The following is a 26,241-nucleotide window of genomic DNA, read 5'->3' as shown; positions in this document are numbered from 1 at the left end:
GAGAAATGTGTGGGACGAGGTGAGAAGAAGAGCTAACTGGTCGCACTGAATCCTGGCAGGTCTACGGTGTGGCGGGCAGCGGGGCGACTCCCCGCAGTTCGAAGCGGGGCAGGCCGCGCGAACGCCCGGACCGGGTGCGGACCGACAAGGCGCACGACTCCTACCTGCGCAGACCCGGCCGAGAACACGAACCAGGCACGCTGAGGCGTCGGCACGGCCCATGCGGTACCAGTGGCACCGCGTCGCCCGCCCGCAACACCGCCCCAGGCTCCTCGTTCGTACCCGTCGCGGCAGTTGGGCCGCGGGGGTGATCACGCTTGCGGAGGAAGTTGAGAGGGGCCGTCGCAGTGCATTCCCGAGCCGACGTACTGGTGGGCGAAGGCAGTGCTCTGCCAGCCGGGTCGGGTCAGCGACTGGACCGTCGCCCGTTTCATACGGAGAGCGAAGACGCGTTCGGCGGGGGTGAGGCCGTCGGGCTGCAGGACGAGGCGCAGCAGGCGGTCGGAGAATTCCTGGACCTCCCAGACCTCTCGCAACCGTCGGTCACTGTAGGTGTCGAGCCCGTGGTCGTCGCCGTCCTTGTAGTGGCGGATCAGGCCTTCCGCCACGAGAGCGGCGTCCGCGACGGCCAGATTCGCGCCCTTCCCGCCGAATGGTGTCAGCAGGTGCGCGGCGTCGCCCGCGAGCAGCAGACGGCCGTGCCGCATCGAGCCGACGATGTGTCCACGCATCAGGAGCATGCGCTTCTCGGTCAGGGCGCCGAAGCGCGGCGCCCCGGGCGTGAACTCCCCCAGTCTGGCGGCGAGTTCGGCGTGGATGCGATCAGTTGACCAGTCGGCGGGGGTGTCGCCGTGCGGGATCTGCAGATGGACGCGGCTGATCGTCGCGGTGCGCGGCATCATCCCCACGAAGCCCTGCTCGGCCAGGGTGTAGGTGACGCCTTCGGTGGGGCGGTCCACCTCGGCGAGCATCGTCAGGGTCTCGTACGGGTACCGCAGGGCAGCACTCACCGGCCCTCCGGCGGCGGCCAGGGCCTTGTGGGCCACCCCTTGGGAGCCGTCGCCGCCGATGACGTAGTCGCAGTCGATGTCCAGGCCCTCACACCTGATGCGCGCAGTCGACTCGTCGAGGCCTGTCAACTCCCGTACCGGCGTGGAGAAGAGGGGGGGCCGGCCCGATGCGGTCAGTTCGTCGCACAGGTCCCTGATCAGCAGGTGCTGCGGGTACACCCAGTGCCGGAAGCCGCCGGTGATCTCGGCGTAGTCCAGATGCATCCGCTCGCCCAGCACCTGGAAGTCGGACCAGCCGGCCCGGCGCCCCTCGGTGAGCAGGCGTCCGGCAAGTCCCTGGCTCTTGAGGTACTCCACCGTGCGGTGCTCCAGCAGTCCCGCGCGGGCGCGTCCCTCGATGTGTGCGCGGGACCGCCGCTCCACCACCACGTGGTCGATGCCGGCGGCGGCCAGTACCGCGGCCGTCACGAGCCCCGCGGGGCCGGCACCGACAATGCCCACCTGTGTCCGAATGTGTGCCGTCACTGTCTCTCCGGTGTCGTCAACTGGGCATGCGGAGTGGTGGGTTGGTGAACGCGGGCCGTCAGACCGGGTCGACGACCAGGTCGTAGCCGACCCGCCGGCCCGGCCCGTCCGCCACCGGGGTCGGGTCGAGGATGAGTTCGGGCTTCACCGCGCCGGCGATGTCGCTGTCCACATGGCTGCCGCCCTTGAAGTACAGCTGTGTGGTCAGCGTGTGGTGACCCGGCGCCGACACCCGGACGTGCAGGTGACCGGGGCGCCAGGCGTGCCAGCCCGCGGCGGCGATGAGCCGCCCGCAGGACCCGTCGGTCGGGATCTCATAGGGGGACGGCTCGACGGTGCGGATGCTGAACCGCGCGTCATCGCCGACCACCACGGTGCCGCGCAGATTCCATTCGGGCAGCCCTGGCGCGAACTGCGAGTACGTGCCGGCGTCGTCGGCCTGCCACATCTCGATCGTGGCGCCGGGCAGCGGCTGCCCGGCGGTCGACAGGACACGGCCCTGGAACAGCAGAGGGATGCCCGGCTCGTCCGCCCGCATGGGCAGCGTGGCGTCCGCGGGCAGTCGCGGGGCGTCGGGCACGAAGTAGGGGCCCTCGGGGCTTCCCTTGGTGCCGCCGCGCTCCTCGTTGGCCACCTGCTCGACGGTCTGCTCCAGCCAGACGTCCAGGAACAGCGGCCACTCGCCGTCCAGGCCGATCTGGATCAGCCATGCCTTGAGCGCGTCGAACTCGTCGTAGGTGACCCGATGGCGGCGGATGATCTGCCGTGCGGCCTCGATGAGTTCACCGGCCAAGGCACTGACCCGCTCCGGGTCGGTGGTGGGCGCCTGGTCGCGCTGCTTGGAAAGGAACTGCGCCGTGGCCGAGGCACCCGAGGAGGAGGCGGTGGCCTGGAGGCGCGCTGGGGCCAACTGGTCGGTCATGAGAATCCTTTGGTGGAGGAACGCTCCGGGCGCACCGAGTGCATCGGAGCCGAGGTCAGAGGGTGGTGCGGACGCGGCACAGGGCCCTGTCCAACAGGCGCCACGGGTCGCCGGGTTCGAACACGCCGTCGGCGGCACGGTCGAACAGCTCGGCGAAGCAGGCCAGGTAGACCTGCTCGGGGTCCACGGAACGGGCCTCCTTCTCCAGGCGGCGCCGTACGCCGTCCCGCAGTCCGTCGCCGTGCTGGACGACGGTCTCCTTGCGCCAGGCGATCCGTTCGGGGACGTGTGTCGCCATCGCCGTCCGCAGGTGGAACTTCCCCATGGCGTCCCGGACCTTGCACTCGGGGGCTGTCTCCAGCGCGACTTCGATGACCGGCCACGACCAGAAGGGATGGTGCACCGTTGCCCCGTAGGCCAGCGGCATCCGGTGGGAGAGTTCGTTGCTGCGCCGGCTGCGGTCGACGGCGCCGATGACCTGGTCGATCAGCTCATCGCGGCCACTGGAGGACTCGTACGGACCGGCGTTGACCAGATCGCTGCCCAAGCCCGTGAGCAGCACCTGCTCGGCGGGGACGGCACCCAGACGCTGCACCGCCGTCCTCGCCAGCGCGACCTCGACGACGTCCGGGTCGGTCAAGCCGAGCCATCGGACGGCATCCGGGATGGACGCGACGATCTCGTCCTCGGTCAGATGCACCGGGGTGAGGTCGAGGCCCAACTCCGCGCAGAGGTCACCCGCGGCGGAGAGCTCGTCGCCCCATGGAGTGGCGACACTGTACGGGGTGACGTCGAGGCCACTCGTTGCCGCCAAGTACGTCACCATGCCGGAGTCGATGTCATCGGAGAGCACCGTGCCGTACCGGGTCGACGGTGCGGTTGCCGCCGCAATGCGAGCGATCTCCCCTGCGAGCGCGGTGCATTGTGCCTCGCCCGCGGCCATCGGATCGTCGCGGTGCGGGGACCGGAACGCGCCGAGACGGTCGTACTCGTCCCGTGCGTCCATCAGCCAGTGGCCCGCGCTGCGCCGGGTCCGGGCGACGATGCCATGGCGCAGCCGGTTGACGCCGCGCACGAGCGTGCCGCGTTCGTGGCCGGGGCCTCCCCCGGTCAGCTCGACGGGCATGCCGAGCGCGGGCAGCACGAGCGGGGCGAGAAAGAGGTCCGTGAAGTAGGCAAAAGTGCCGCGCAGCCGGTCGGCCGCGTAGTAGACCGGATCCTCGTTGAGGGCCGAGACGCGGACCGTGACGCGGTCGGCAGCGACCTGGAGGACGGAACGGTCCACTGAGTCCTCCGGTGTGCCGCCTACCGCGACGAGCGTGCGCACATCGACGGTGAACGGCGCCTCGTCCGGAAGCCGGGCGCCTCTCGGACCGCGCCAGAACACCTGCAGCTCGCCGAGGTCGGCGTGGTGGGCCGCGGAGGACAGGGCAGGAACGGCGGCGTTGGTGATCACACACCACTTGCTCACAGACGTCATGATCACGCGCCGCGGACCGCATCCGGAACGCCCCGCCCGAAGGCCGGCGCGACCGCTGCGGCAAGCGCCCGGTCGTTCGGATGGCCAGGCATAGGCATTCGCATCTACTCCGCTCATGAGACATCATCGACGGGCTTCGACGAAGTTCTAGTCGGTGACGGAACGCGGTCGCATCGGTAATTCTACCTAGGTAATTTGACGTAGGTATGAATACCTAGCGGAGTTGACATCTCGAATTCTGGATGACCCTTGCACGGAGCCGATGACTGTGATTTCGTCACCTCGCCGCCCAGGAAGGCGGCACAGGGTGGCTGCATATTTTGGATTGCCCTACCCATTACGGCCCTTCTCCTGAACCCCGCCGGTGACGATCAGGTATCCCGGTGCGCGCCGTAAAGAAATCCTCCACCATGGGAAACACCGGAGAAATCCAGTCTTTTCGCAGCCATCGACATGGCGGCAACCCCCCTGACGTGGGGTTGCGACAAGAGGGGATCCATCATGGACAGACGCGTAGTAGTGACCGGTCTCGGTGCGGTGACTCCGGTCGGCAAACAGGTCGACGAAATCTTTGCAAATCTCATGGCAGGGCACAGCGGCGTCAAGGAAACCACGCGCTTCGACACCTCGCGCAACCCGGTCAAGACCTCGGGCGAAGTCACCGGCTTCGACCCTTCGGAGCACGGGATATCCCCGCGCGATCTGCGCGTTTTGGATCGTTTTCAGCAGTACGCGCTCGCCGCGTCCGATGCGGCTCTGATCGATTCCGGAATCGACCTGCCGCGCAATGAGATCGTGTCGCGGAAGAAGTCCGAGCAGCGCTTCGAGCGTATAGGCGCTGCCATCGGCATGGCGTTCTCCAGCACCGAGCCGCTCCAGGACCAGTTCGTCCGCCTCGCGGAAAAGGGCACGCGAGGCGTCTCGCCCCGCCTGTTCAACATGTGTCTGCCCAACGCCGGCACATCCCTGCTCTCGGTGCGCCATGGCCTGTGCGGCCCTCTGGTCACCGTCTCCGGTGCCTCCGCCTCCGGCTCCGACTCGATCATCGCCGCCTACGACAAGATCCGGCACGGACGCGCCGAGGTGATGCTCGCGGGCGGCGCCGAGTCGCCGGTCACCGACATCATCGTCTCCGGGTTCGCGCAGAACCACACCGGCTCACAGGCGGGCGCCTGCCGGCCCTTCGACGAGGAGCGCGACGGCACGGTCCTCGGTGAGGGCGCCGCCATCCTGGTCCTTGAGGAGCGTGAGCACGCCCTGTCCCGAGGCGCCCGCATCTACGGCGAGTTGCTCGGCTACGGGCTGCGCGGCGACGCTTTCGACATGAGCGACATCCCGCCGAGCGACGCCCCCGGCATGACCGCGTGCCTGACCGAGGCCCTCACCGACGCCGGTGTGGCAGCACAGGAGGTCGGCTATGTGAACGTGCACGGCACGGCGACGAAGTCCAACGACCCGGCCGAAGTCACCGCCATCCGCAAGGTGTTCGGCGAGCACGCCGGCCAGCTGCGGGTCAGCGGCATCAAGGGAGCCACCGGCCACATGCTCGGCGCGTCGGGCGCCTTGGAGGCCATGGTCGCCCTGCTCGCCTCGCACCGCGACGAGGTGCCGCCCACCTGGGGTCTGCGCGTGCCGAGCGCCGACTGCGAGCTCAACCACGTCATCGGTACGGGCATCAGCGCGCCCGTCGACGTGGCCATCTCCACCAGCGTGGGCATGGGCGGCAACAACTCGGCCCTCGTCTTCCGGGGAGCGTGACCGTGACTGCGCCTCACCGTGTACTCGTGGTCGGCGGCGGACCGGCCGGGTCCGTCACGGCGACGCTCCTCGCCCAGGAGGGCTTCGACGTACGGCTCCTGGAGAGCCGGCACTTCCCCCGTTACCACATCGGCGAATCCCTCACCCCCTCCACCCGGCGGGTACTACAACTCGTAGGAGTTGCCGACCAGTTGGACGCCGGCGGATTCCAGGTCAAACGCGGCGGCGCGTTCCGCTGGGGTGATGACAGCTGGGTCATCGACTGGAGCGAGCAGTTCGGTGACGAGATGCGCACCTGGCAGGTGGACCGGGCCGCCTTCGACGCGCTGCTGCTCGACAACGCCCGTAAGAAGGGCGTCGAGGTCCAGCACGGCATCGCGGCGAAGTCGGTCACCTTCGACACCGACGGCCGGCCCACCGCGGTGCACTGCGTGAACGAGGAGGGCACCACTCTCACCGTCGAGGGCTTCGACTACCTCATCGACGCCTCCGGACGGGCGGGCCTGCTCAGCACCCAGCACTTCCGCAACCGCCAACAGCATCAGTTCTTCCGCAACGTGGCGATCTGGAGCTACTGGAACGACGCGCGGCTGCTGCCCGACAGCCCCGAGGGCGGAGTCAACGTCATCTCCTCGCCCAAGGGCTGGTACTGGGTGATCCCGCTGGACGGCGGGCGCACGAGCATCGGCCTCGTCACCCACAAGGACACCTTCGCCCGGGACCGGCGCGCCCACACGGACCTCAACACGCTCTACCGCGAGCTGATCGCAGACTCTCCGATCGTCAGCGATCTCGTCGCCGACGCGACGTGCGTGGCGCCGGCACGGGTGGAAACCGACTACTCGTACGTCGCCGACCGCTTCGCCGGACCGGGCTACATGATGATCGGCGACGCTGCCTGCTTTCTGGACCCCCTGTTGTCCACGGGAGTCCATCTCGCCCTGTACGGCGGGCTGGTGGGAGCCGCGTCGCTCGTCGCGATGCGCGACGGGCAGGTATCAGAGGCGGACGGCCTGCGCTTCTTCGAGCACGCCTACCGCCGCGCGTACACCCGGGCGCTCGCCCTCGTCAGCAGCATGTACGAGAACTACAACGGCAAGGACGACTTCTTCTGGACCGCCGACCGGCTGGTCAAGGACGAAGCGGGCACCGAGCGGGGCGAGCGCGACACGGCCGCGTTCGGCGAAATCATCGCCGGGCTCTCCGACATCCGCGAGGTGACCGAGACGACCACCCGGGTGGCGTCGGGGCGCCTTACGCGGGAGGCCCGACGGGTCGAGGCGGCCGTGGGCAGCAGCGAGCCGGCGTTCGGCACGCTGCGCCAAGGGCCGCAGGGCGACGACCCGTTGCTCGGTCTGCAAGTGGTCACGGAGCCCCGGCTCGGACTGTCTCGGGTGACTGGCTCCGCCTGACGCATGATCAGCTCCGCGAGGAGGCGGCCTGCGCGCCCGGCTCCGGTCCGTCGCGCTCGCCGCCCCGGCGTGGCCTCGCCCATCGGACAGCCGTCACGGTACGGGGCGTCCGCGTCGCGGCGATGGGCGGGAACGCGGACGCGCAGCGCCCCTCCCGCCCGGCGAAGAAGAGATGAGACCGACCATGCCCTCAGTCACCGCGCCGCCGCTGGACGCCGTCGTCCTCGGCGACGTCGCCATCGTCCTGCTCGCCGGGGCGTTGGGCGCCCGCCTGGCGACCCGACTGCGCCAGCCCGCCGTCGTCCTGGAGATGGCGATCGGCCTGATGCTGGGGCCGAGCCTGCTCGGCCTGTTCCCCGGCGACCTGCCCCAGCGGATCATGCCCGCCGAGGCCCGGCCCGCGCTCTCCGCGCTCGCCCAGATCGGCCTCGTCGTCTTCATGTTCCTGGCGGGCTGGGAGCTGGATCTCAGGCGGCTGCGGGGTCGCGGCCGGGGGGTGGGCGGGATCGCCGCGCTGAACATCGCCGTTCCCTTCGCTCTCGGCCTGCTCGCGGCGACGGCGCTGTACGGCCGACACGCGCCGAAAGGAGTGGGTGAGGGCGAGTTCGCGATGTTCCTCGCCACCGCGCTCGCGATCACCGCGTTCCCCGTCTTGGCTCGCGTCCTGCGTGACAGCGGCCTGACCGACACCCAGGTCGGCATCCTGGCCATGGCCTGCGCCGCGGTCGGCGACGTCGCGGCCTGGTGCGTGCTGGTCCTGGTAGCGGCGATGACCGCGGCCCAGGGGGCCGGCGGATTCGCCACCGTGCTCGCCCTCACCGCGGCCTACGGCCTGGTCATGTACGCGGTGGCGCGCCCTGTCCTGCTCCACGTGCTCTCGCTGCCCGGGAGCCGGTCGGGAAGCCGCCTGCTGCTGCCGGTGGTCGTGGCCGGGGCCCTGGTCTCCTCATGGGTGACCTCCTGGATCGGCATCCACGCCATCTTCGGCGCGTTCGCGTTCGGCCTCGCCCTGCCCAGGCATGGGCGCACCGAGCTGCGGCAGGACGTGACGGAGCCGCTGGAGAAGATCGTGGCTCTGTTGCTGCCGGTCTACTTCGTCGTGACCGGCCTCTCCGTCGACGTGGGGACTGTGGGGAGGGCGGGCGTCCCCCTGCTGCTCGCCATCATCGTCGTGGCCACGGTCGGCAAGTTGGCGGGCACGGTGCTGCCTGCCCGCATGTGGGGGATGAGTTGGCGCGAGGCGGGCGCGTTCGGCACGCTCATGAACACGCGCGGGCTCACCGAGATCGTCGTTCTCACCATCGGACGTGACCTGGGCGTGATCGACACCGATCTCTTCAGCCTGATGGTGGTCATGGCGCTGGTGACGACGGCCGCGGCAGGCCCGGTGCTGCGTCTGCTGGGCATGACCCCGAAAACGGATGTGTCCGGGGCGCCCCTCGGCCCGTCGTCGAATCGGCTCCCGGTGCCGCCCGAGACGATGCCTCGTCCGCGTAAATGCCGTGACGAGCAGCACAGTTGACGGCACGACATCCCGGTCGGAGGTTTCTCGACAATGTGTCTGGCCCTGCTCATCACCATGACCCCATGGCGATGAGCAGGGCCGACTCCGGTCGCGACAGCTCCGGCAGGATCAGCGCGACGGCGCCCCCGTCACCGACGGGTGCCCGAACCGACATCCCGTGGACGTCCAGAGCCACGGGGCGATGGTGGTGGTGCAGACCGGCCGCAGGTGCTCCGGCGGCGTTCGGAGAGCTGTTGGGGCCCGACGTCGGCAGCGGGGGCCTCGCTCGCGCAGCCGGCCTCTCGGGTGCCCTTCGCCCGAGGTCACGTCCGGAACTTCGCGCAGGCCTGCGACCGGCCGCTGAGCGCCGGCGACACGCCGAGCGGCCGCCCCCGAGGACGCGCCCTCACCCACCCGGCGCTCAGCGCATCCCGGACCGCCGCAGGAAGGCGGCCACCGTGGTGATCACGGCGAGGACCCACAGCGCCGCCAACGACCAGGGCATGCCGTCGGCGCCCCACACGTCCATGGCCGCACCCGCGTACGGGGGGCCGAGGATGCCGCCGATGCCCCAGACGATGGCGAACGCCGTGTTGCCGAGCAGCAGACTCTCCCCGTCGAGGTTGGCGCCCAGAATGCTCAGCACCAGGGGGTAGCCCGAGAAGGCGATACCGCCCCACACGGCCACCATCGGCCACAGCCAGACCCCCCAGCCCATGGCCGCGGGCAGCAGCAGCGCGCCCGCCGTGCCCACCGTGAGGGAGAGCAGCAGCGCGGTGCGCCCGCCAAGGCGGTCGGCCAGCCAGCCCAGCGGGAACTGCAGGGTCATCTGGCCGACGAGCAGCACCGTGAGGGCCAGCTCCCCCTGTCCGCCCGCGAGGCCGGCCGCGTCCGCGTACAAGGGCAGGAACTGGAGCGTGACGGCGTCGAAGACGGAGATCGCCAACACCGCCACCAGCAGTACCGACAGCTGCCGCGTCAACGATCCCACCGGCACCCGGCCCGAGGCGCCCATCTCCGGCACCCGGGCCTTCTCCGACCACAGCGGCCACAGTGCGAGCAGCGGGGCGACCACCGCCACGGTGAGGGCCAGCACCTCGGAGTTGTCCGAGATGCTGAGGATCGCCGGGCCGACGCAGAACCCCAGGGCGAGCACCGAGGTGTACACGGTGAGCAGCCGGCCCCGATGGGTGACATCGGCGTTCTCGCTGATCCATGTCTCGCTCAGGATGAACATGGCCACCGCGCAACTGCCCAGTACCGCACGGAGGATGAACCACAGCGCCAGGTTGTCCGTCACGGCGAACAGGCCCAGGATCAGCGAGCTGCCCACCGCCGCGGCCACCATCAGCCACCAGGCCCCCAGCCGGCGTACCAGCACGGGGATCAACGCGGCGGTCAGGACCATGCCCAGCGGGGTCATAGCGCCGTTCAGCCCGATCACGGTGCCCGACGTGCCCCGCTCTTCCAGCATGCGGGACAGCAGGGGGTAGGTGATGCCCAGCGTCATTCCGAAAACACCGATGATGACGATGGGCCCCACCGCGGCTCGGAACGCGCCGCTCTTCCGGTCCTGGGGCAGCATAGAGAGTGAAGCCACGATGTCAGCCGTTCACTTTGTTCCACACCCGGCTGGGCAGGCTGAAGATGTCGATGAACCCTTCCGCGCTGCTCTGGTCGAACGTGCAGTCATTGCCGTACGTGACCAACTCGTGCCGGTACATGGAGCGTTCGGCCGATCGCGCGGCGACGGACACGCCCCCCTTGTAGAGCTTCAGGGTGATCTCGCCGGTGACGGTCTGCTGGGTCGAGCCGACGAAGGCGTCCAGGGCGGCGCGCAGCGGGCCGTGCCACAGGCCGTCGTAGACGGTCTTGCTGTACACCGCCTCCAGCTGGCGCTTCTGGTTGAGCACGTCCACCGGCAGGGTGAGGTTCTCCAGCTCCTGGTGGGCCCGGATGAGCAGCAGCATGCCCGGGGCCTCGTACAGTTCCCGTGACTTCACGCCCACCACGCGGTTCTCCAGCATGTCGATCCGCCCCACGGCGTGCCGGCCGCCGAATCCGTTGAGCCGGCCGAGGACCTCCAGCGGTGCGAGGTGTTCACCGTCGAGCGCGACGGGGATGCCGCACTCGAAGCCGATGGTGACGTAGCCCGCGGTGTCGGGGGCCGCCTCGGGAGCCGTCGTCAGGGACCAGACCTCCTCGGTCGGCTCCCAGGTCAGGTCCTCGATCAGGCCAGCCTCGACATTGCGGCCGAGGATGTTCAGGTCGATGGCCCAGGGCTTCTCCTTGGAGACGTGCGGCTTGATGCCGTGCTTCTCCGAGTAAGCGATGGTGTCCGCACGGCTGAAGGGCCATACCCGGGCCGGTGCGAGGATCTCCAGCCCGGAGTCCAGGAGACCCACCGTCAGGTCGAGCCTGACCTGGTCGTTGCCCTTGCCGGTGCAGCCGTGCGCGACGGCGTCGCAGCCGTACTCGTGGGCCGTCTCCACGAGGAGTTCACCGATCAGCGGGCGGCCGAGCGCCGAAGAGAGCGGGTACTGCCCGTCGTACAGGGCGTTCGCCCGGATCGCGGGGAAGCCGAACTCGCTGACGAAACGCTCCTTGGCGTCGACGACGATCGAGACGTCGGCGCCCGCCACCAGGGCCTTCTCCCGGATCGGCGCCAGTTCGTCGCCCTGCCCGAGGTCCGCGGCCATCGCCACGATGAAGTCGACGCCCATCTCGTGGCGCAGGTAGGGAATGCAGGCGGTGGTGTCCACGCCGCCGGAGTAGGCCAGCACAACACGCTTGGACATGAAAGCTCCTTCAGTCGATCTCGGCGTTGCGCCGACGCAGCTCCACAGCTGCTTCGCGGACGAGGGCGGGGGACGTGCCACCCGGGGAGTTGCGGCGCGCTACGGCGTACTCGACGGTGAGCACCTCGGCGGGCAGGGTCTCGAACCGGGCGTTGAACTCCGCGAGTTGGGCCGGTGAGGAGTCCTTGAGTTCGCGGTTCTGAACGCCCAGCCACTTCACGAGGCCACCGACGACGCTGTGCGCTTCGCGGAACGGCAGACCCTGCTCCGCCACCAGCCAGTCGGCGACATCGGTGGCCACGGTGTTGCCGAGGGCCGCGTCGCTGCGGGTCTTCTCCGGCCGGAAGGTGATGCCGCGCAGCATCGCCTCGGTCGCCCGCACGCTCAGTTCGAGGTTGTCGGCCGCGTCGAAGAGCGCTTCCTTGTCCTCCTGCATGTCACGGCTGTACGCGAGCGGCAGGCCCTTCATGACGGTGAGCAGCGTCATCAGATCACCGAAGATCCGGCCGGACTTCGCCCGCATCAGCTCGGGCAGATCCGGGTTGCGCTTCTGCGGCATGATCGATGATCCGGCGCAGAGGTCTTCGGGAAGTTTGATGAAGCCGAACTGCGGAGTGCTCCAGATGACCAGCTCTTCGCCGAGCCGCGAGATGTGCACGGCGAGAGCGGCTCCCGCGGACAGGTAGTCGAGGATGAAGTCCCGGTCCGAGACGGCGTCGAGCGAGTTGCGGGTCACGCCCCTGAAGCCGAGCCGGCGTGCGGTGTCGTACGGGTCGATCGGATAGCCCGTGCCGGCCAGGGCAGCCGCCCCCAGCGGCGACTCGTCGAGGCGGCGGCGGGCCGAGCGGAAGCGGTCGCGGTCCCGGAGGAACATCTCCCCGTAGGCGAGGAGATGGTGCCCGATGGTCACCGGTTGCGCGCACTGGAGGTGGGTGAAGCCGGGCATGACATCGGCGTGGTGCACTTCGGCGCGCTCCGCGATTACGTCGATCACCCTGACCAGCAGTGCGTCAAGACGGTCGATCGCGTCCCGGACCCACAGCCTGGCGTCGACCGCGACCTGGTCGTTGCGGGACCGGGCGGTGTGCAGTCGGCCCGCCGTCGGCCCGATGAGCTCACGCAGCCGGGCTTCCACGTTCATGTGGACGTCTTCGAGAGCGGGGTCGAAGGTGAAGTCGCCCGCCTTGATCTCCCCCCTGATCTGCTCCAGGGCCACGACGATCTGCTCCGCCTCCGTCGAGGTGATCACCTCGCACTTGGCGAGCATGCGGGCGTGGGCGATCGAGCCGTCGATATCCTGCTGGGCCAGCCGGTGGTCGAAGCGGACCGAGGCGTTGATCTCCTCCAGGAGCGAGCTGCCCCCGGTGAGCCATCCGTCCCAGACCTGGTCCTCGCGCGTGTTGTCGGCCATCTTCACCGGGCTCCCTGTCGTGTCATTACGGCCACCTTGAATGTGAAGGAGCAGGCGAACTCACGACGCTTCCGGCGGATTTCCCGCAGCCGGTAGGAGCTGGCCAGCCATTGCGCCTTGTAAAGGACGGAAAGGAAGATCCTGCGCCGCAGCGAACCACGGGTGAACTCAGCCTCGTCCGCGAGAACGTCGAATCCGGATTCCGCGGAGAGCCGCCCCATGCCCGGCGAGCAGAAGAACAGCAGGAGTTCGCGGTCCGCCGACTTCAGGGTGCGCAGGGTCCCCTGAAGCAGCCGGCGGCCGAGGCCGCGGCCGCGGTATTCCTCGAACAGGAAGACCACGGCGATCTCGCTCCAGCGCCCTACGAGATGGTGGACGAGCAGGGCGCCGGCCAGCTCACCGCTCCGGGGGTTGTACAGGACGAAGGTGTCTCTGCGCCCGGTCCACTCGGCGGCGCTGTAGCCGGTGATGTCGGGCGAGTCCCTGATCGCGCGCATGATCGCGGCGGCCTCGGCCCGGGTGAGCGGGCGGCGCTGCAACTCGAACTCGTCGAGGGCTGCGGGCGCGAGCCCGTCCGGCCGAGGCGGGGCCGACGGGCTCTCGGCTTCCCTTACTGAATACGGCAAAACAATCTCCTCCTTGAATGGTCACGACATGGCCCCTCGGCCGAGAATTCACTCAGCCGCGTGCGGGCGGAGATACGTCACGGACACGACGTACGGCTCCTTCGAAAATCGCCCAGGGGTCACGGGGCTCCAGTTCTCCCTGTGCCGCCCGGTCGAGGAGTTCGGTGAAACAGGCCCGGTACACGGCCTGTCGGTCCGTGCTGCCGGTTTCCTTCTCGAGACGGCGCGTCACGCCGTCCTGGAGACCGCCGCCGTGGTGGACGGCGATCTTCTTGCGCCAGGCGATCGGTTCGGGCACGCGGCGGCTCATCGCGGTGCGCAGGTGGTACTTCTCCCGGCCCTCCCGCACCTTGCACTCGGGCGTGGTCTCCAGGGCCACTCGCATCACCGGCCAGGCCCAGAAGGGGTGATGGACGCGGGTGCCGTAGGCGAGCGGCATCCGGTTGGACAGCTCGTTGCTGCGGCGGGTGCGGTCGACCGCCGACAGGACCTGGTCGATCAGGTCGTCGCGGTGGTCGAAGGGGCGGTAGAGCCCCGCGTTGATCAGGTCGCTGCCATAGCCGGTCAGCAGCACCCGGTCGGCCGGGACGGCGCCGAGGCGCTGCACGGAGGTGGCCGTCAACGCGACCTCCACCACCTCGGGTTCGCAGACGCCCAGCCAGCGGACGGCCTCCGGGATGGAGGCGATGATGTCGTCCTCGGTCAGCCGGACCGCTTCGAGCCCGATGCCGAGCTCCGCGCAGAGCTCTGCCGCGTCGGCGAGTTCGTCGCCCCACGGGGTGGCCACGCTGTACGGGGTGACGGGCAGTCCGGCAGTGGCCGCGAGATGGGTCACGGTGCCGGAGTCGATGCCACCCGACAGCAGAGTGGCATAGCCGGTGCCCTCCGGGGTGGTGGCGTCAATGCGCCGGATCTCCGCGGCCAGGGCGTCGAGTTGGGCCTCGCCCGCGTCCAACGGGTCGTCACGGTGCGGGTCGCTGAAGTCACCGAGCGGGTCGTGGCTGTCGGCGACGTCCGTCAGCCACCGGCCGGCGTTGTAGCAGGTCCGGGCCACGATGCCGTCGGGCAGTCGGCTCACACCGCGCAGCAGCGTGCCGCGCTCATGGCCGATGGCCGTGTCGGTCAGCGCGACCGGCAGGCCCAGCGCGGGCAGGACCAGCGGGGCGAGCAGCAGGTCGGTGAAGTACGCGAACAGGCCCCGCATGCGGTTGGCCGCGTAGTACACCGGGTTCTCGTTGAGCGCGGAGACCCGTACGGTGACGGCGTCCGGGTCGATGCGCACCGTGGTGGACATCACAGGGTCCCGGCTGCCGGACTCCGGTGCGAGGGTGGCGACGTCCAGGACGAACGGCGGGTCGGCAGGCAGCGCCGTCCCGGCGGGGCCCCGGTGATACACGTGCAGGGCGCCGAGTTCGCCGTGGACCGCCGACCCGGCCAGGTCGGGTGCGGTGGTGTTGGTGACGACGCACCACTTGCTGAGCGGAGCCACGGTCAGGCCTTTCCTATGACGCGGCGCATGCGCTGCTGGGCTTCGCCCGCCGAGAAGGCGGTGCGGTGGGATCGCTTGCCTTCTTCGCGCACGCGCCGAAGACCCTGGACGTAGGGGCCGTTGACCCGGGCACGGGTCGACTGGACCGCGGCCGCCGTGTACTGGGCGATGCGCCGAGCGCGGTCGAGGGCGCGCTCCAGGAGTTCTTCGGGCGGCGTCACTTCGTGCAGCAGACGGTCGGCCAGGGCCCGCTCGGCCGGCCATTCGGCGCAGGTGTAGAGCATCTCCTGCATCACGCTGCGGCCGACCACCGTCTCCAGCATGTAGCCGCCGAAGTTGCAGGCGATGCCCACCTTGAACTCGGGCATCACGAGCTTCGACGTGCTGCTGCCGATCCGCAGGTCGCAGCAGAGCGCGATCTGCAGGCCGACGCCGATGGCGAAACCGTCGATGGCGGCCACCACGGGCTTCGATATCCCGGCGATGGTGCTGTACAGGGTGGTGATGTCGTCGATCCACGCGTCGACCTCGTCGCCGCCAGAAAACTCCGACACCTCGTTGAAGTCGCCGCCGGCGCCGAATGACCGGCCCGCTCCGCCGAACAGGACGACACAGCGGACGTCGTCATCCCCGTCGAGGTCCAGCAACAGCTGGGTCAACTCCCGCATCCTGGCCCGGCTGAACGGGTTCTGCTCGTGCGCCTGCGAGAACTCCACCAGGGCCACCGCCCCGGGGAGCACCTCGCAGGCGATGCTCCGCGCCACAACCTCGTTCGTCGTCACGTCTTCTCCTTGCGCAACTGAGGGAAAATAGGGGGACTCGTCGCAACGCGGCCGCGCGCGTCGCAGCCTCGGGGCTCAGTACTCGGGCAGGTCGGGCTCGACCTCCCGCACCCAGGCGATGACGCCGCCCTCCAGATGGACGGCATCGGTGAAGCCGGCCGCGCGCACCGCGGCCAGCACCGGGCGGGTGCGTACCCCGGTCCGGCAGTAGAAGACGGGCCTGCGGCCCGCGCTCAAGGAGGCCACTGCGGACCCGTCCAGCCAGGCGGCCATGGGCATCAGGCGGGCGCCGGGGATCCGCACGATCTCCCATTCATGGGGCTCCCGGATGTCGATGAGGTCGATCGGGGCGTCCCGGTCGAGCAGGTCCTTGAGTTCGGCCGGGCCGATCGCGGGGGTCGCGGCGGGCGGTGGCTGTCCGGCGCGGCTCACAGCTCCCCCCGGGCCGGATAGTCGTTCTCGCTGATCCAGCGGACCGTCTCGACGACCTCGTCGAGGTGCGGACGCAGGAAGGGCATGGTGGTCTGCACCGCCGCGTACAAGGTGCCGTCCGGACGCACGAGGAACAGCCCGGGCTCGTTGAACTCGTTGGGCTGGCCCTCCTTGATGGCCTTCGAGCGGTGCAGGCCCCACGCCTGCATCGACTCGCTGCCGAGCCCGTAGCCGACCGGTACCCGGGTGATGTCCCACTCCTCGACGGCCCGCTGGGCACGGCCCACGTCGTCACCGCTCACCGCCAGGACCCGGTCCACCCCGACCTCGGCGAACTGGTCGACGAGACCGTCGAGTTCCGTGATGTGGGCCCGGCACATGGGGCAGTGCACCCCACGGTAGAAGACCACCATGCTGAACTTGTCCGGCTGCTGGTCGGCGAGGACCCACCGGCCTCCTCCCACCAGCGGTACATCCAGCGCGGGCACGGGCTGTCGGGGCTTGAGCACGGACGACTCCTCCAGGAAGGACAACGGTGGGCCCGGCGGGGTGCCGGGTACGGCGTAGGTCCCGGCGTGTGGCGAGCCAGGGCGGATGGTTCTGACGGGCAGCGCCGGTCGGTTCGGGCGAGGTTCGCCGCAGCGAGCGGCCGGCCGGCCGCCGGCACCGAGACCGCGGTGGGCAGCAGGTCGGCACCCTCCGCTCACCGGTCCGGGGCGGGGGTTCGAGGACATACGCGTCGACGTCGACGCGACCTTCACGGCCTGTCGCACGCGCCCGGGCCTAGGCCGCGTCGGACAGGGTCAGCTGCCCGCGGAACAGGACGCGGGTACCGCCCTCTCCGATGGCGGTCCGGCCGTGCAGCGTCCGCTGGTTGTCGATGATCAGCAGATCCCCCACCTGCCAGCGGTGCTTGTAGGCGTAGCGCTCCGAGCGCAGGAAGGCGTCGAGTTGGGCGAAGAACCCGTCGGAGCGCTCCTGTGCCATGCCCTTGACCCGGACCTCCCACGAGCGCTGCTCGACGTCCGGGGGGAACGCCGTCGCGAGGTTCAGGGACTTCACGCGGCCGTAGTCGCGGGTCGCCGGGATCGTGTACCAGTCCTCGGGCACGGTGGGGAAGTAGCCGCGCTCCGTCACCAGGTATTCGAGTTCGTGCTCGTCGAGGACCCGACGCAGGTCCTCGGGCATTTCGTCCCAGGCGGTCAGCTGGTCGCTGACGTAGGTCTCGCCGGAGCCCGGGGTGTCGGCGAAGTCGGCCGCGTACAGAATGATCAGGTCGACGCGCGAGCCGACCAGGAGACCGTCCGTGTGCAGAGGCAGCGGTCCGCGGCCCGTGACCACCTTCCCCTTGTCCCGGGAGGCGTCGAGCTTGAGGAGATCGGCCTGCCCTTCGCCGAACTTGTGGTCGGCACGGTCGCCGAGCGAGCGTACGAGCAGCTTGAAGTCGTCTTCCCTCAGGTCGATCCCCCTGACCAGCGCGCAGCCGCTGTCGAGCGCGGCCGCCCTCGCCTGCCGGGCCAGGTCCTGGACGGAGGTTCCCGGGTTCCAGGGGAGCAGCGCGCCCATTCCGGACGGGGTCAGCTGCTGGTACGCGAGGCCTTCGGACATTGCGTTGTTCCTCCTGGGTGAGTGGGTGCGGGCCGGCCGGTCGGTCCGGTGTCAGCCGGACGGGCCGGTGAGCCGGGCGATGCGGGTGATCTCGGCCTCCAGGCGGGCGACCGTCACCGGCTCGGCGAACAGGGGCTCCATCTCCAGGTCGAGGTCGAACCTGTCCTCCAGGGCGGACAGGATCTGGATGAGCGCCGCCGAGTTGACGCCCGCGCTGATCAGGTCCAGCTCGGGTCGGTCGGTCAGGGACGGGAAGCCGTGTGCCGCCAACTCCTCGTGGATGACAGCGCGTACCTCAGATGCGGTCATTGCTCTTCGCCCCTTCGATCGCCTCGGTGATCCGGCGGATGTGGTCGCCGTGGAACACGTCGAAGTGCCCGCCGGCCAGGACCGTGACGTCCGCGCGGTGTGCGAGCCGCGCCCAGGCGGCGTCGTCCGGTTCGGCGGGCGCCTGCGCGGCCCGGAACTCGACGAGCGGCACGTCGACGGCGGGAGGCTCCCACGCGCGCAGCAGCGTCAGGTTCTGCCGGTAGACCGCGAACCTGGCACCGAGTTCCGGGTCGTCGGCCGCCTGCGCGGGGTCGATGTGCACTCCGGTGGTCTGCTGTACGTCCCTCAGAAACCCCTTGATCGTCGGCCCGGCGGCCCGGCGGTGAGCCGTCCCGGAGGCCGGGGTGTCCACCACCACGACGCGTGCCACGTCCTTGCCGCGGGCGCGCGCGGCCTCGAAGGCCAGGGCACCGCCGAAGGACCAGCCGGCGAGGACCAGCGGCACGCCGTCGGTCAGGGCCGGGCCGGGCAGTTCCCGCAGACAGCGCCGGGCGAGCCCGGCGAGCGAGTCGCCGTCCTCGGCGCCGGTGGGCAACGGCGCGTCCAGCCCCACGACATGGACGTCGATGTCGCCCGCGAGTTCCCCGATCACGCCGGCGTAGCAGGAGACACCGCCGCCCACCGGCGGGAAGAGGACCAGCCGCAGCCGGGGTGCAACGCCGGCCCGGGGCTGGTGCGTCCAGATGCCCGGCGTTCCCGCGGCCCGGATGCCCCGGCACAGATCAGCCAGGCCCGCCACCGTGGGGTGGGCCATGAAGTCCCCGAACGCCACCGTGTGCCCGAATCTGCCGCGCAGCAGCGAGAGCAGCCGGATCGCGTCGTAGGAGCCGCCGCCAGCCTCGAAGAAGGACCCTTGACCGGGGGCCTCGCCAAGGACCTCGTGCCAGCAGCGAGCGACCTCGTGGCGGTACAGGTCCCGGCCGAGCACGTCCTGCGCGTCGGCGGTCGGCGTCCCGGGAGGGCAACCGTCCACCGCGGTGTCCTCCAGCGGCAACGCGGCCAGTTTGCGGCGGTCCAGCTTGCCGTTGCTGTTCAGCGGGAGCGCGTCGAGGGGGACCAGTGCGTCGGGCAGCATGTAGTGCGCCAGCGTGTCCTTGATCGTCGCGGTCGCCTCGTCGCGCCAGTTGTCCGGGGCGCCGGTGGTGAGGGTGACGTAGGCGACGAGCTTCTTGCGGCGCCCGTCGGCCCGGACGCAGACGGCACAGCGTTGAATGCCGGGAGCGCCCTCCAGACAGTGCTCGATCTCCCCGAGTTCCACCCGGTGGCCGTTCAGCTTGACCTGGTTGTCCGTACGTCCCAGGAATTCGACGACCCCGTCGGGATGGCGTCGGCCGCGGTCGCCCGTCCGGTAGATCCTGCCGAACACCGGGTCGGTGAGGAAGGCGGCCGCGGTCTTCTGCGGGTCGTTGGCGTAGCCGTCGGCGACCGCGGCCCCGGCGATGTGGATCTCGCCGATCTGCCAGGGCGGACAGACGTTCCGCTCGGCGTCGAGGACCAGGATGTCCTGGCCCGGCAGGGGCCTGCCGTAGGGGATGGAGCGCCCGGCGCGGTCCGCCTCGGTCACCCGGTGGGAGATCGACCAGATCGCCCCCTCCGTCGCCCCGCCCAGACTGACCACCGCCGAACCGGGCGCGAGGCGCCCGAGCGCCTCCGGCAGGGTCAACGGGATCCAGTCGCCGCTCAGCAGGAAGGCCCGCACCGACGGTACGGCGCGCCCCTCCTCCGCCAGGAGCGAGGCCAGCGCCGGTGCCGAGTTCCACAGGGTCACCCCGTGCCGTTCGATCAGGTCGGCCCACTGTGCGGGGCTCTTGGCACTGTCCTCCGAGAGCATGACCACCGAGCCGCCGCGCAGGAGCGGGCCGAAGATGTCGTACACGGACAGGTCGAAGCCGATCGAGGACACGGAGAGCACCCGGTCGGTCCGCCCGACGCCGAATTCCTCGTTCACCGCGTTGATGGTGGTGAGGACCGCCGCGTGCGAAACGACCACGCCCTTGGGTTCGCCGGTCGAACCCGAGGTGAAGATGACGTACGCGGTGGGGCAAGGGGCCGCGTGTCCCGTACGGTCCCCCGGCGCGGCCGGGCCGGAAGGCAGCGGCAGGGGGCTCACCCCTCGCGCGCTCCAGCGCTCGTCGGTGGCCGGGTCGCCTTCGGTGAGGGCGAACCGGACGTCGCCGCGGCGCGCGATGCTGTCGAGGCGGCCGGGCGGGGTGGCGTGGTCCAGCGGAATGTAGACACATCCGGCGAGCAGGCTGCCCAGGACGGCAATCACCTGACCGCGGCCGCGGGGCAGGTGGACGGCGACCCGGTCCCCGCTCCCCGCACCCGCGGCGCTCAGCAGGTCCGCGACCGCCGCGGCCCGGTCGGCCAGTGCGGCGTAGCTCAGGCTGCCCAGCGCGTCGTGGACCGCGGGCGCGTCGGGGTTCTCGGCGGCACACCGCAAAAAGCAGCCGTGCAGGGTCTCCCCCTCGGCCACCGGGGCACCAACACCCGCTGCGGGGGCGTCCGTTCGGGCCGTTGCGGGCAGCGGAACGCGTGCCGGGGCGCGTGTCCAGCTCTCGTCCGACGCGGCCAGCTCGCCCACGAGTTCCGCGCACCGCGTGACGAGGTCGTCGACGAAGCCGGGGTCGAAGGCGTCCGTGCGCCAGTCGAAGCCGAGCCGGACGGTGCCGTCGGACTCGCTGATCACCTGGTGGTCGATGAGTACCTGCGGCACCCGGAGCTGCACCTCGTGCCAGCGGCGGCGCAGCCCGAGGGCGGCCTCGCCCGCGCCGTCGGCGTCGAGGGCGGTAAAGGCGAAGGGGTGGGTGAGGCGGCGCAGATCGGCCGCGGGGCCGGCGAGGCGGGCGATCTCCGCGCCGCTGAGCGATCCGTGCATCGCCTGTGTGAGGTAGCCGCTCTGGACGGCGCGCGCGACCTCCACGAAGCTGCGGCCGCTCGTCGCCGGGATCTCCAGCGGCATGGTGGTGCCCTGGTTGCCCAGCGTCGCGGCGGTCGGCGAGGCGGTCCGCGAGCTGCGCAGCACCGTGATCGTGTGGGGGCATCCGCCGCCGAGCCGCCCGAGGACGACGCCGTACACCGCGAGGTAGACCATCGCGGGGGTCAGGCCGTGGGCGCTCGCCCGGTCGCAGACGCGCCGCGCCGCGGCGGCGTCCACCGTGACCATACGGTGTGTCACCCGCGGCCCGGCCCGACGCCACTCGGGCCGCAGCGGCAGTTCCGCGGGGTCAGCGAGAGAGGCCGCCCGCCGGCGCCAGAAGCGTTCGTCGCGGGGCGAGCGGTCACGCCCCGGTCGCCTGGCCGCCCGCCCGCCCGGTGCGGCTCCGCCCTGGGCGGAGACATCGGCATCGGCGGGGGCCTGGGCATGGTCATGCGCGTCGTCGGCGACCAGTTCGGTAAGGAACACGGCCAGCGACGCCGCGTCCATCAGCCACAGCGAGTAGACCAGGTGCAGCCGCGCCCGGTCCGCGGTGCGCACCACCGTGACCTCGAACTGCGGCCAGTCGCCGAAGGCGAAGTCCACCGCCGTACAGGTCCGCCGGACCGCGTCGTTCGCGCTCTCGAAGTCGGCGGGTCCGACCCAGCGGACGTCCGCGTCGACATGCCGCGCGATGTCCTGCGGCAGGGTCTGCGGGGAGAGGCCGCCCGACTCGCCGATGCGCAGGATGTCGTTGTCCCGCACCAGCCGGCGCAGCCGGGCGCCGATCCGGGCGACCCGATCCGTGCGCAGGTCACAGCTCAGGTAGTAACGGGCCGGCCCGCTCAGTTCCAGGCCGTCCTGAGCGCCCACCAGGTAGGCGCGCTGGATGGGACTCAGTGCCGGCTGCGCGGGCTGCGCCGGGGACGTCTGCGTCATGGTGTCGCGCATGTCAGAAGACGATCTCTCTCACCTTGTCGCGGCTTAGGAATCCACTGGGGCTGAACGTCGGGCCGTAGGCGCCGACGCCCTCGATCAGCAGCAGGTCACCGACCTCCACCTCGGGCAGCGCGATGCCCTCGGCCAGCACGTCGAGCTGCGAGCACAGCGGGCCGACGACCCAGGCCGGGCCGGGCCGCGCGTCGGGCCGCGCGTCCACCAGCCGCACCCGCGGTTCGCCCCGGCCGGCCCCGGCGATCAGCCGGCTCGCGATGAACACATGGTTGATCCCGGCGTCGACGAACACGTAACGACGGCCGCCGACGGTCTTGGTGTCGAGCACCGTGGTCAGCAGGCTCCCGGCGGGCCCGACGATGGACCGCCCGTACTCGCAGACGAGGGGCAGCCGGTCCGCCGCGTCCCCCTCGGTCGCGGCGCCCCCGGCCGCCGCCAGCCCCGCCCAGTCCACCTCCGGGTCGGCGTCGCACCACGGCATCGCGATGCCACCGCCGAGGGACACGAACTCGACCTGCAGAGCGAACCGTTCCACGCACGCTCTCGCCTGCTCCTCCATGGCCTTGCGCGCGGCGAGGATGATGTCGGCGTCGGCGTACTGCGAGCCCCAGAACAGCTGCAACCCGGCGACGGACAGCGACGAGGCACGCAGGATGTCCACGACCTCGGCCAGGTCCTCCTTGGCCACCCCGAACTGGTTCTGCGACGGATCGGCCCCCGGCGCACGCCCCGGATAGGGCGTGTTCAGCCGGATGACGGCCCGCCCGGTGACCCCGAGTTCGTCCGCCGCCGCGGCGAACAGCGTTGCCTGGCACGGTGATTCGACCGTCACCATGACACCCGCCGCAAGGGCCGCGGCGGCTTCCTCGGCGGACTTCGCGGGTCCGGTGAACAGCACCTTCCGCGCGGTCATGCCGGCGTTCAGGGCTGTCTCCAGCTCCGCGAGCGAGCAGACGTCGAAGCCGTCCACCAGCGTGGCCAGCGTCTGCACCACGCCCGGATGCGGGTTGGCCTTCAGCGAGTAGTACAGATCCGCGCCCGGAACCGAGGCGGCGCGGACGCGCTCGACGCTGGCGCGCAGGGCCTCGCGGCTGTAGACGTACACCGGCGTCCGGCCGGCCCGCCGGGTGAGCAGCCGGGCCTCCCGGTCGGTAGGTGTGACGGTGTCCTTACGCATCCGTGGTCCCCTCCGCTTCGCGCAGCACGGCGAGGAGGTTCGCGTGCACCCGGTCGATCGCATCGGGTCGGTCCATGGCTATTTCCTGCCGGTAGTAGTAGGACAGCGCCATCTCGGCGGCCGACATCTGCAGTTCGCCCTGGAGCTGGTAGCGCAACTCCCGCCCGAGCGAGCGCGGTTGCCAGTCGCCCAGGTCGCGCACGCGCAGGCCGCGCTGTTTGGGGTGCTGGTTGAAGAGCACGGTTGAGAACGGGAAGCAGTCCGCGCCGTCGAGTCCCGCCCCGGCGGCTCGCTGGTCGAACTCCCAGGAGCTCGCGGCCGTACCGGCATCCAGCTGGTGGGCGACCTCCCGTGCCCGCTCGGGGAGTTCGCCCGCGGCCGGAGCGCGGACGACGAGCTGGCTGGTGAACATGCCGGCGCTGCCGGCGCGAGCTTTCTGGCGCACCTGAACGGGCACGATCACCGTGGGCGCGTCGAGCGCGAAGGTGCGGGCGACGGCAGTCCCGAAGGCGGCCAGCACCACGGCGAAGACCGAGACACCGCTCGTCGCCGCCAGCCGGTGGGCGTGGCGGCTCCCGGTGAGTCCGAACGGGCGGGAGACCAGCGTTCCGACGCGTGCTTCGGTGCCGCGGGCCGCGGGCAGTTCGACCTGGGCGGCGCCCTTGAGGAGCTCGTTCCAGTAGCCGGCCCCGGCCGGGTACGCCTCCTCGACCCGCTCGGTCGCCCGGCAGTAGTCGCGGTACCCGCGCGGCGGTGGCGCGTCACCGACGGGCCGGCCGCACAGGAGCGAGCGCAGTTCGTCGGTGAGCAGGTCCAGACTCAGGCCGTCGATGAAGAGGTGGTGGGCCACTACCAGGACGGAGGTGCCTTCGGCGCCCTGGACGACGACGGCACGCAGCGGCGGTGCCGCGGTGGGGTCCAGCAGTTCCGCCACTGCCTCGACCCGCGCCTGCTGCACCCGCGCCCGGTGATCCGCCCCGGTCGGCGCGTTTGGTGGGGCGTCGCGGTACAGCGTGACCGGGCAGCTCAGCGCGGCCGCGGGGGTGTGCGTCTGCCGGGTCCAGTCCCCGGTGAGCGCGAGGCGCAGCACATCGTGCCGGGCCAGCAGCACATCGGTGGCGGCCCGCACCTCGGCCGGTGTCACCGACCGGTCGAACCGTATCTCCCGTGAGATGTTGCACCAGTTGGCGTTGCCGTCCGCCATGCACAGGGACCGGTACGCCTGCTGTCGCGTGGACAGCGGAAGGCTGCCGGTGTCCTCGGCGGGGTCGGTGCGGGTGCCGGTATCGGGGTCGGGGGTCACGGCGGAGCCGGGCGGCGGGCTCGCGGTCATGGCCGGGCCGGGGTCGCGCCGCTGCTCAAGCACTCGGGCCAGCGAGGCGATGTCGCCATGGCGGAAGCACTCCCGCACCGAAAGGTCCACCCCGAGCCGCTGGTTGACGTCCACCACGAAATCCATCAGGTCCAGCGAGGTGAGGCCGGCGTCGACGAAGGACGTCGTCGTGGGGACGCCCGCGTCGAGGCGGAGCAGGTCACGCAGGATCTCGGCGACCTCGGCCCGCTGCCGGACCGGTGCGCCCCCGGGCGCGATGTCCTGCGCGGTGGCCGCCGCATCGGCCGACAAGGCGGCCAGGGCGACCCGGTCGACCTTGCCGCTGCGCGACAGCGGGAGTTCGCCGCACCGATGGACACCAGGCCGGGGCAGCCCCAGGCGCCGGGCGATCTCGTGCACCGCCGCGGTCAGCGATGCCGCCGGCCCGGCGGCCGGTTCGGTGACGGAGACGAAGGCCTGCGGCCCGTCACGGTCGACGACCACGCACTGGCGTACACCGGGCAGGGCCTCGACCTCGTCCACGAAACAGTGGAAGGAGACGCGCCGACCGGACACCTTCAGGTCGTTTCCAAGCCTGCCCGCGATCATCAACTCACCCTCGTGGGTGAGGACTCCGCTGTCTCCGGTGCGCAACACCGTCCCCATGGGCACCACCTGGAACGTGCCGGGTTCGGGTCCGCTGCCTTCGCCGAGGGTCCCCAGCGCCGGCGCCGAAGAGGTGATGAGCACCTCGCCGTGTCCGTCCGCGTCGGGCCGGTCGATGGTCACCGAGATCCCCGGCCGCGGACGCCCGACGGCAACACCCGACACGGGGCCCTCGCCGGTGGCCCTGATGTCACGCCGGAACAACTGGGCCAAGGTCCCCTCGGTCAGGCCGTACAGGTTCACGAACTCGGCGTGCGGGGCCAGTTCGGCCCACTGGGCCACCACCCGGGACGGCAGCACCTCACCGGCGAAGAAGCCGAGGCGCAGCCGGTCCAGACGCAGGGATGCGGCAGACAGGACATCGCCGACGCGCCGCGCGAGCGACGGGACGAGGAACGCCGTCGTGGCCTCGGCCGACACCAGGTGCCGGGCGAGTTCGCGCAGATCCAACTGGGCGTCGGGGGTGGGCAGGCACAGTCGGCCGCCGACGCTGAGCACCGCGAGGAGTTCACGCAGGGACGGGTCGAAGTTCACCCGGGTCAGTGCGGCGCAGACGTCCGCGTCGCCGAGTGCGAACTCCGTCGTGAACCACGAGAGAAAGGTGTGCAGGCCGGTGCGGCTGCCCACGATCGCCTTGGGTGCGCCCGTCGATCCGGACGTCGGGATGAGGTAGCCGGCGTCGGAACCCGCATGGCGCCGGGCTACGGGCGGCCGGCGCCGGGCGGCGATGTCCAGGACGACCCGGCCGGTCGCCGCGTCGAGCAGTAACTCGTCGGCCTCGACCACCCCTTGGTAGTGGGCGGGGGTGGAGACGTCGCTGCTGACGACGACCGACGGCTGCGCCACTCGCTCGGTCCACGCGTACTGGTCGGGCGTCAGGCCGGCGTCGACCGGCACGGGCACCGCGCCGCACCGCAGGGCGGCGAGCAGCCCGACGACATAGGCGGGACTCAGTGGGCCGACGACCAGCACATGGGTCCGTGCCGCGCCACGCTCCACGAGGGCCTGCGCGAGTTCGTCGACGGCCGCGGCGAGTTCAGCGTACGTCAGCCGCTGTCCACACCATTCGACGGCGACGCGGCCGCTGGGGTCGAGGGCGAGAAATCGCCCCAGAGCGTCCTGTTCCAT

Annotated in this window: 20 protein-coding genes; 3 read left to right on the top strand and 17 right to left on the bottom strand. The window is 70.8% G+C overall.

Annotated elements, in window-relative coordinates; all coding sequences use genetic code 11:
- Positions 1–311 precede the first annotated feature (311 nt).
- The 3 genes from AQI94_RS17225 to AQI94_RS17215 all read right to left on the bottom strand — a co-directional run bounded on the left by AQI94_RS17225 (position 312) and on the right by AQI94_RS17215 (position 3,928).
- Complete coding sequence (locus AQI94_RS17225; protein WP_225890207.1) at positions 312–1,511, bottom strand: FAD-dependent monooxygenase; 1,200 nt, start codon at positions 1,509–1,511, stop codon at positions 312–314.
- 82 nt (positions 1,512–1,593) lie between these two features.
- Positions 1,594–2,457, bottom strand: a complete 864-nt coding sequence (gene catA / locus AQI94_RS17220; protein ID WP_031058259.1) for a catechol 1,2-dioxygenase — start codon at positions 2,455–2,457, stop codon at positions 1,594–1,596.
- A 55-nt stretch (positions 2,458–2,512) separates the two neighbouring features.
- A complete protein-coding gene (locus AQI94_RS17215) occupies positions 2,513–3,928 on the bottom strand; it encodes an asparagine synthase-related protein (protein WP_031058261.1) in 1,416 nt (471 codons plus the stop codon).
- Between the two features lie 462 nt (positions 3,929–4,390).
- Between AQI94_RS17215 and AQI94_RS17210 the strand changes: the two genes are divergently transcribed.
- The 3 genes from AQI94_RS17210 (at position 4,391) to AQI94_RS17200 (ending at position 8,629) form a co-directional block, all read left to right on the top strand.
- Entirely contained in the window at positions 4,391–5,695 is a 1,305-nt protein-coding gene (locus AQI94_RS17210) for a beta-ketoacyl-[acyl-carrier-protein] synthase family protein (RefSeq protein ID WP_078902942.1), read from the top strand.
- Between the two features lie 2 nt (positions 5,696–5,697).
- Entirely contained in the window at positions 5,698–7,107 is a 1,410-nt protein-coding gene (locus tag AQI94_RS17205; protein WP_063760213.1) for an NAD(P)/FAD-dependent oxidoreductase, read from the top strand.
- Positions 7,108–7,291: 184 nt separating this feature from the next.
- On the top strand, positions 7,292–8,629 hold the full coding sequence (locus AQI94_RS17200) for a cation:proton antiporter (protein WP_051832874.1): 1,338 nt from the start codon (positions 7,292–7,294) through the stop codon (positions 8,627–8,629).
- Between the two features lie 52 nt (positions 8,630–8,681).
- Here the strand turns inward: AQI94_RS17200 and AQI94_RS46235 are convergent, their stop codons facing one another.
- The 14 genes from AQI94_RS46235 to AQI94_RS17135 all read right to left on the bottom strand — a co-directional run bounded on the left by AQI94_RS46235 (position 8,682) and on the right by AQI94_RS17135 (position 26,241).
- On the bottom strand, positions 8,682–8,807 hold the full coding sequence (locus AQI94_RS46235; protein WP_263973303.1) for a hypothetical protein: 126 nt from the start codon (positions 8,805–8,807) through the stop codon (positions 8,682–8,684).
- Positions 8,808–9,032: 225 nt separating this feature from the next.
- Positions 9,033–10,211: an MFS transporter gene (locus AQI94_RS17195; protein ID WP_158806439.1), complete on the bottom strand. Its 1,179-nt coding sequence runs from the start codon at positions 10,209–10,211 to the stop codon at positions 9,033–9,035.
- 4 nt (positions 10,212–10,215) lie between these two features.
- On the bottom strand, positions 10,216–11,409 hold the full coding sequence (locus AQI94_RS17190; RefSeq protein ID WP_031058274.1) for an argininosuccinate synthase: 1,194 nt from the start codon (positions 11,407–11,409) through the stop codon (positions 10,216–10,218).
- A gap of 10 nt (positions 11,410–11,419) precedes the next feature.
- The gene (gene argH / locus AQI94_RS17185) at positions 11,420–12,820 is read right to left on the bottom strand and encodes an argininosuccinate lyase (RefSeq protein ID WP_051832876.1); all 1,401 of its coding nucleotides are present in this window, start codon (positions 12,818–12,820) and stop codon (positions 11,420–11,422) included.
- Between the two features lie 2 nt (positions 12,821–12,822).
- Positions 12,823–13,446, bottom strand: coding sequence for a GNAT family N-acetyltransferase (locus tag AQI94_RS17180; protein WP_158806441.1), 624 nt, complete (start codon positions 13,444–13,446; stop codon positions 12,823–12,825).
- A 52-nt stretch (positions 13,447–13,498) separates the two neighbouring features.
- Entirely contained in the window at positions 13,499–14,935 is a 1,437-nt protein-coding gene (locus AQI94_RS17175) for an asparagine synthase C-terminal domain-containing protein (protein WP_031058282.1), read from the bottom strand.
- A 2-nt stretch (positions 14,936–14,937) separates the two neighbouring features.
- On the bottom strand, positions 14,938–15,717 hold the full coding sequence (locus AQI94_RS17170) for an enoyl-CoA hydratase/isomerase family protein (RefSeq protein ID WP_051832878.1): 780 nt from the start codon (positions 15,715–15,717) through the stop codon (positions 14,938–14,940).
- Positions 15,718–15,792: 75 nt separating this feature from the next.
- The gene (locus AQI94_RS44610; RefSeq protein WP_031058290.1) at positions 15,793–16,149 is read right to left on the bottom strand and encodes a rhodanese-like domain-containing protein; all 357 of its coding nucleotides are present in this window, start codon (positions 16,147–16,149) and stop codon (positions 15,793–15,795) included.
- Positions 16,146–16,658, bottom strand: coding sequence for a peroxiredoxin-like family protein (locus tag AQI94_RS17160; RefSeq protein ID WP_031058293.1), 513 nt, complete (start codon positions 16,656–16,658; stop codon positions 16,146–16,148). The genes AQI94_RS44610 and AQI94_RS17160 overlap by 4 nt, the downstream gene beginning before the upstream one ends.
- Before the next feature lie 274 nt (positions 16,659–16,932).
- Positions 16,933–17,757, bottom strand: coding sequence for a TauD/TfdA family dioxygenase (locus AQI94_RS17155; RefSeq protein ID WP_037945203.1), 825 nt, complete (start codon positions 17,755–17,757; stop codon positions 16,933–16,935).
- A 51-nt stretch (positions 17,758–17,808) separates the two neighbouring features.
- Entirely contained in the window at positions 17,809–18,066 is a 258-nt protein-coding gene (locus tag AQI94_RS17150) for an acyl carrier protein (RefSeq protein ID WP_078902946.1), read from the bottom strand.
- Positions 18,053–21,955, bottom strand: coding sequence for a non-ribosomal peptide synthetase (locus AQI94_RS17145; RefSeq protein ID WP_062229796.1), 3,903 nt, complete (start codon positions 21,953–21,955; stop codon positions 18,053–18,055). Before AQI94_RS17145 ends, AQI94_RS17150 begins: the two co-directional genes overlap by 14 nt.
- A gap of 1 nt (position 21,956) precedes the next feature.
- On the bottom strand, positions 21,957–23,135 hold the full coding sequence (locus AQI94_RS17140) for an alanine racemase (RefSeq protein ID WP_062229795.1): 1,179 nt from the start codon (positions 23,133–23,135) through the stop codon (positions 21,957–21,959).
- Complete coding sequence (locus tag AQI94_RS17135; RefSeq protein ID WP_031039838.1) at positions 23,128–26,241, bottom strand: AMP-binding protein; 3,114 nt, start codon at positions 26,239–26,241, stop codon at positions 23,128–23,130. Before AQI94_RS17135 ends, AQI94_RS17140 begins: the two co-directional genes overlap by 8 nt.

Source organism: Streptomyces pseudovenezuelae (genome assembly GCF_001513955.1).
In the GTDB taxonomy this organism is placed as follows: Bacteria; Actinomycetota; Actinomycetes; order Streptomycetales; family Streptomycetaceae; genus Streptomyces; species Streptomyces pseudovenezuelae.
Note: the sequence above shows the minus strand (reverse complement) of the source record. Positions and strands in the feature narration are given on the sequence as shown.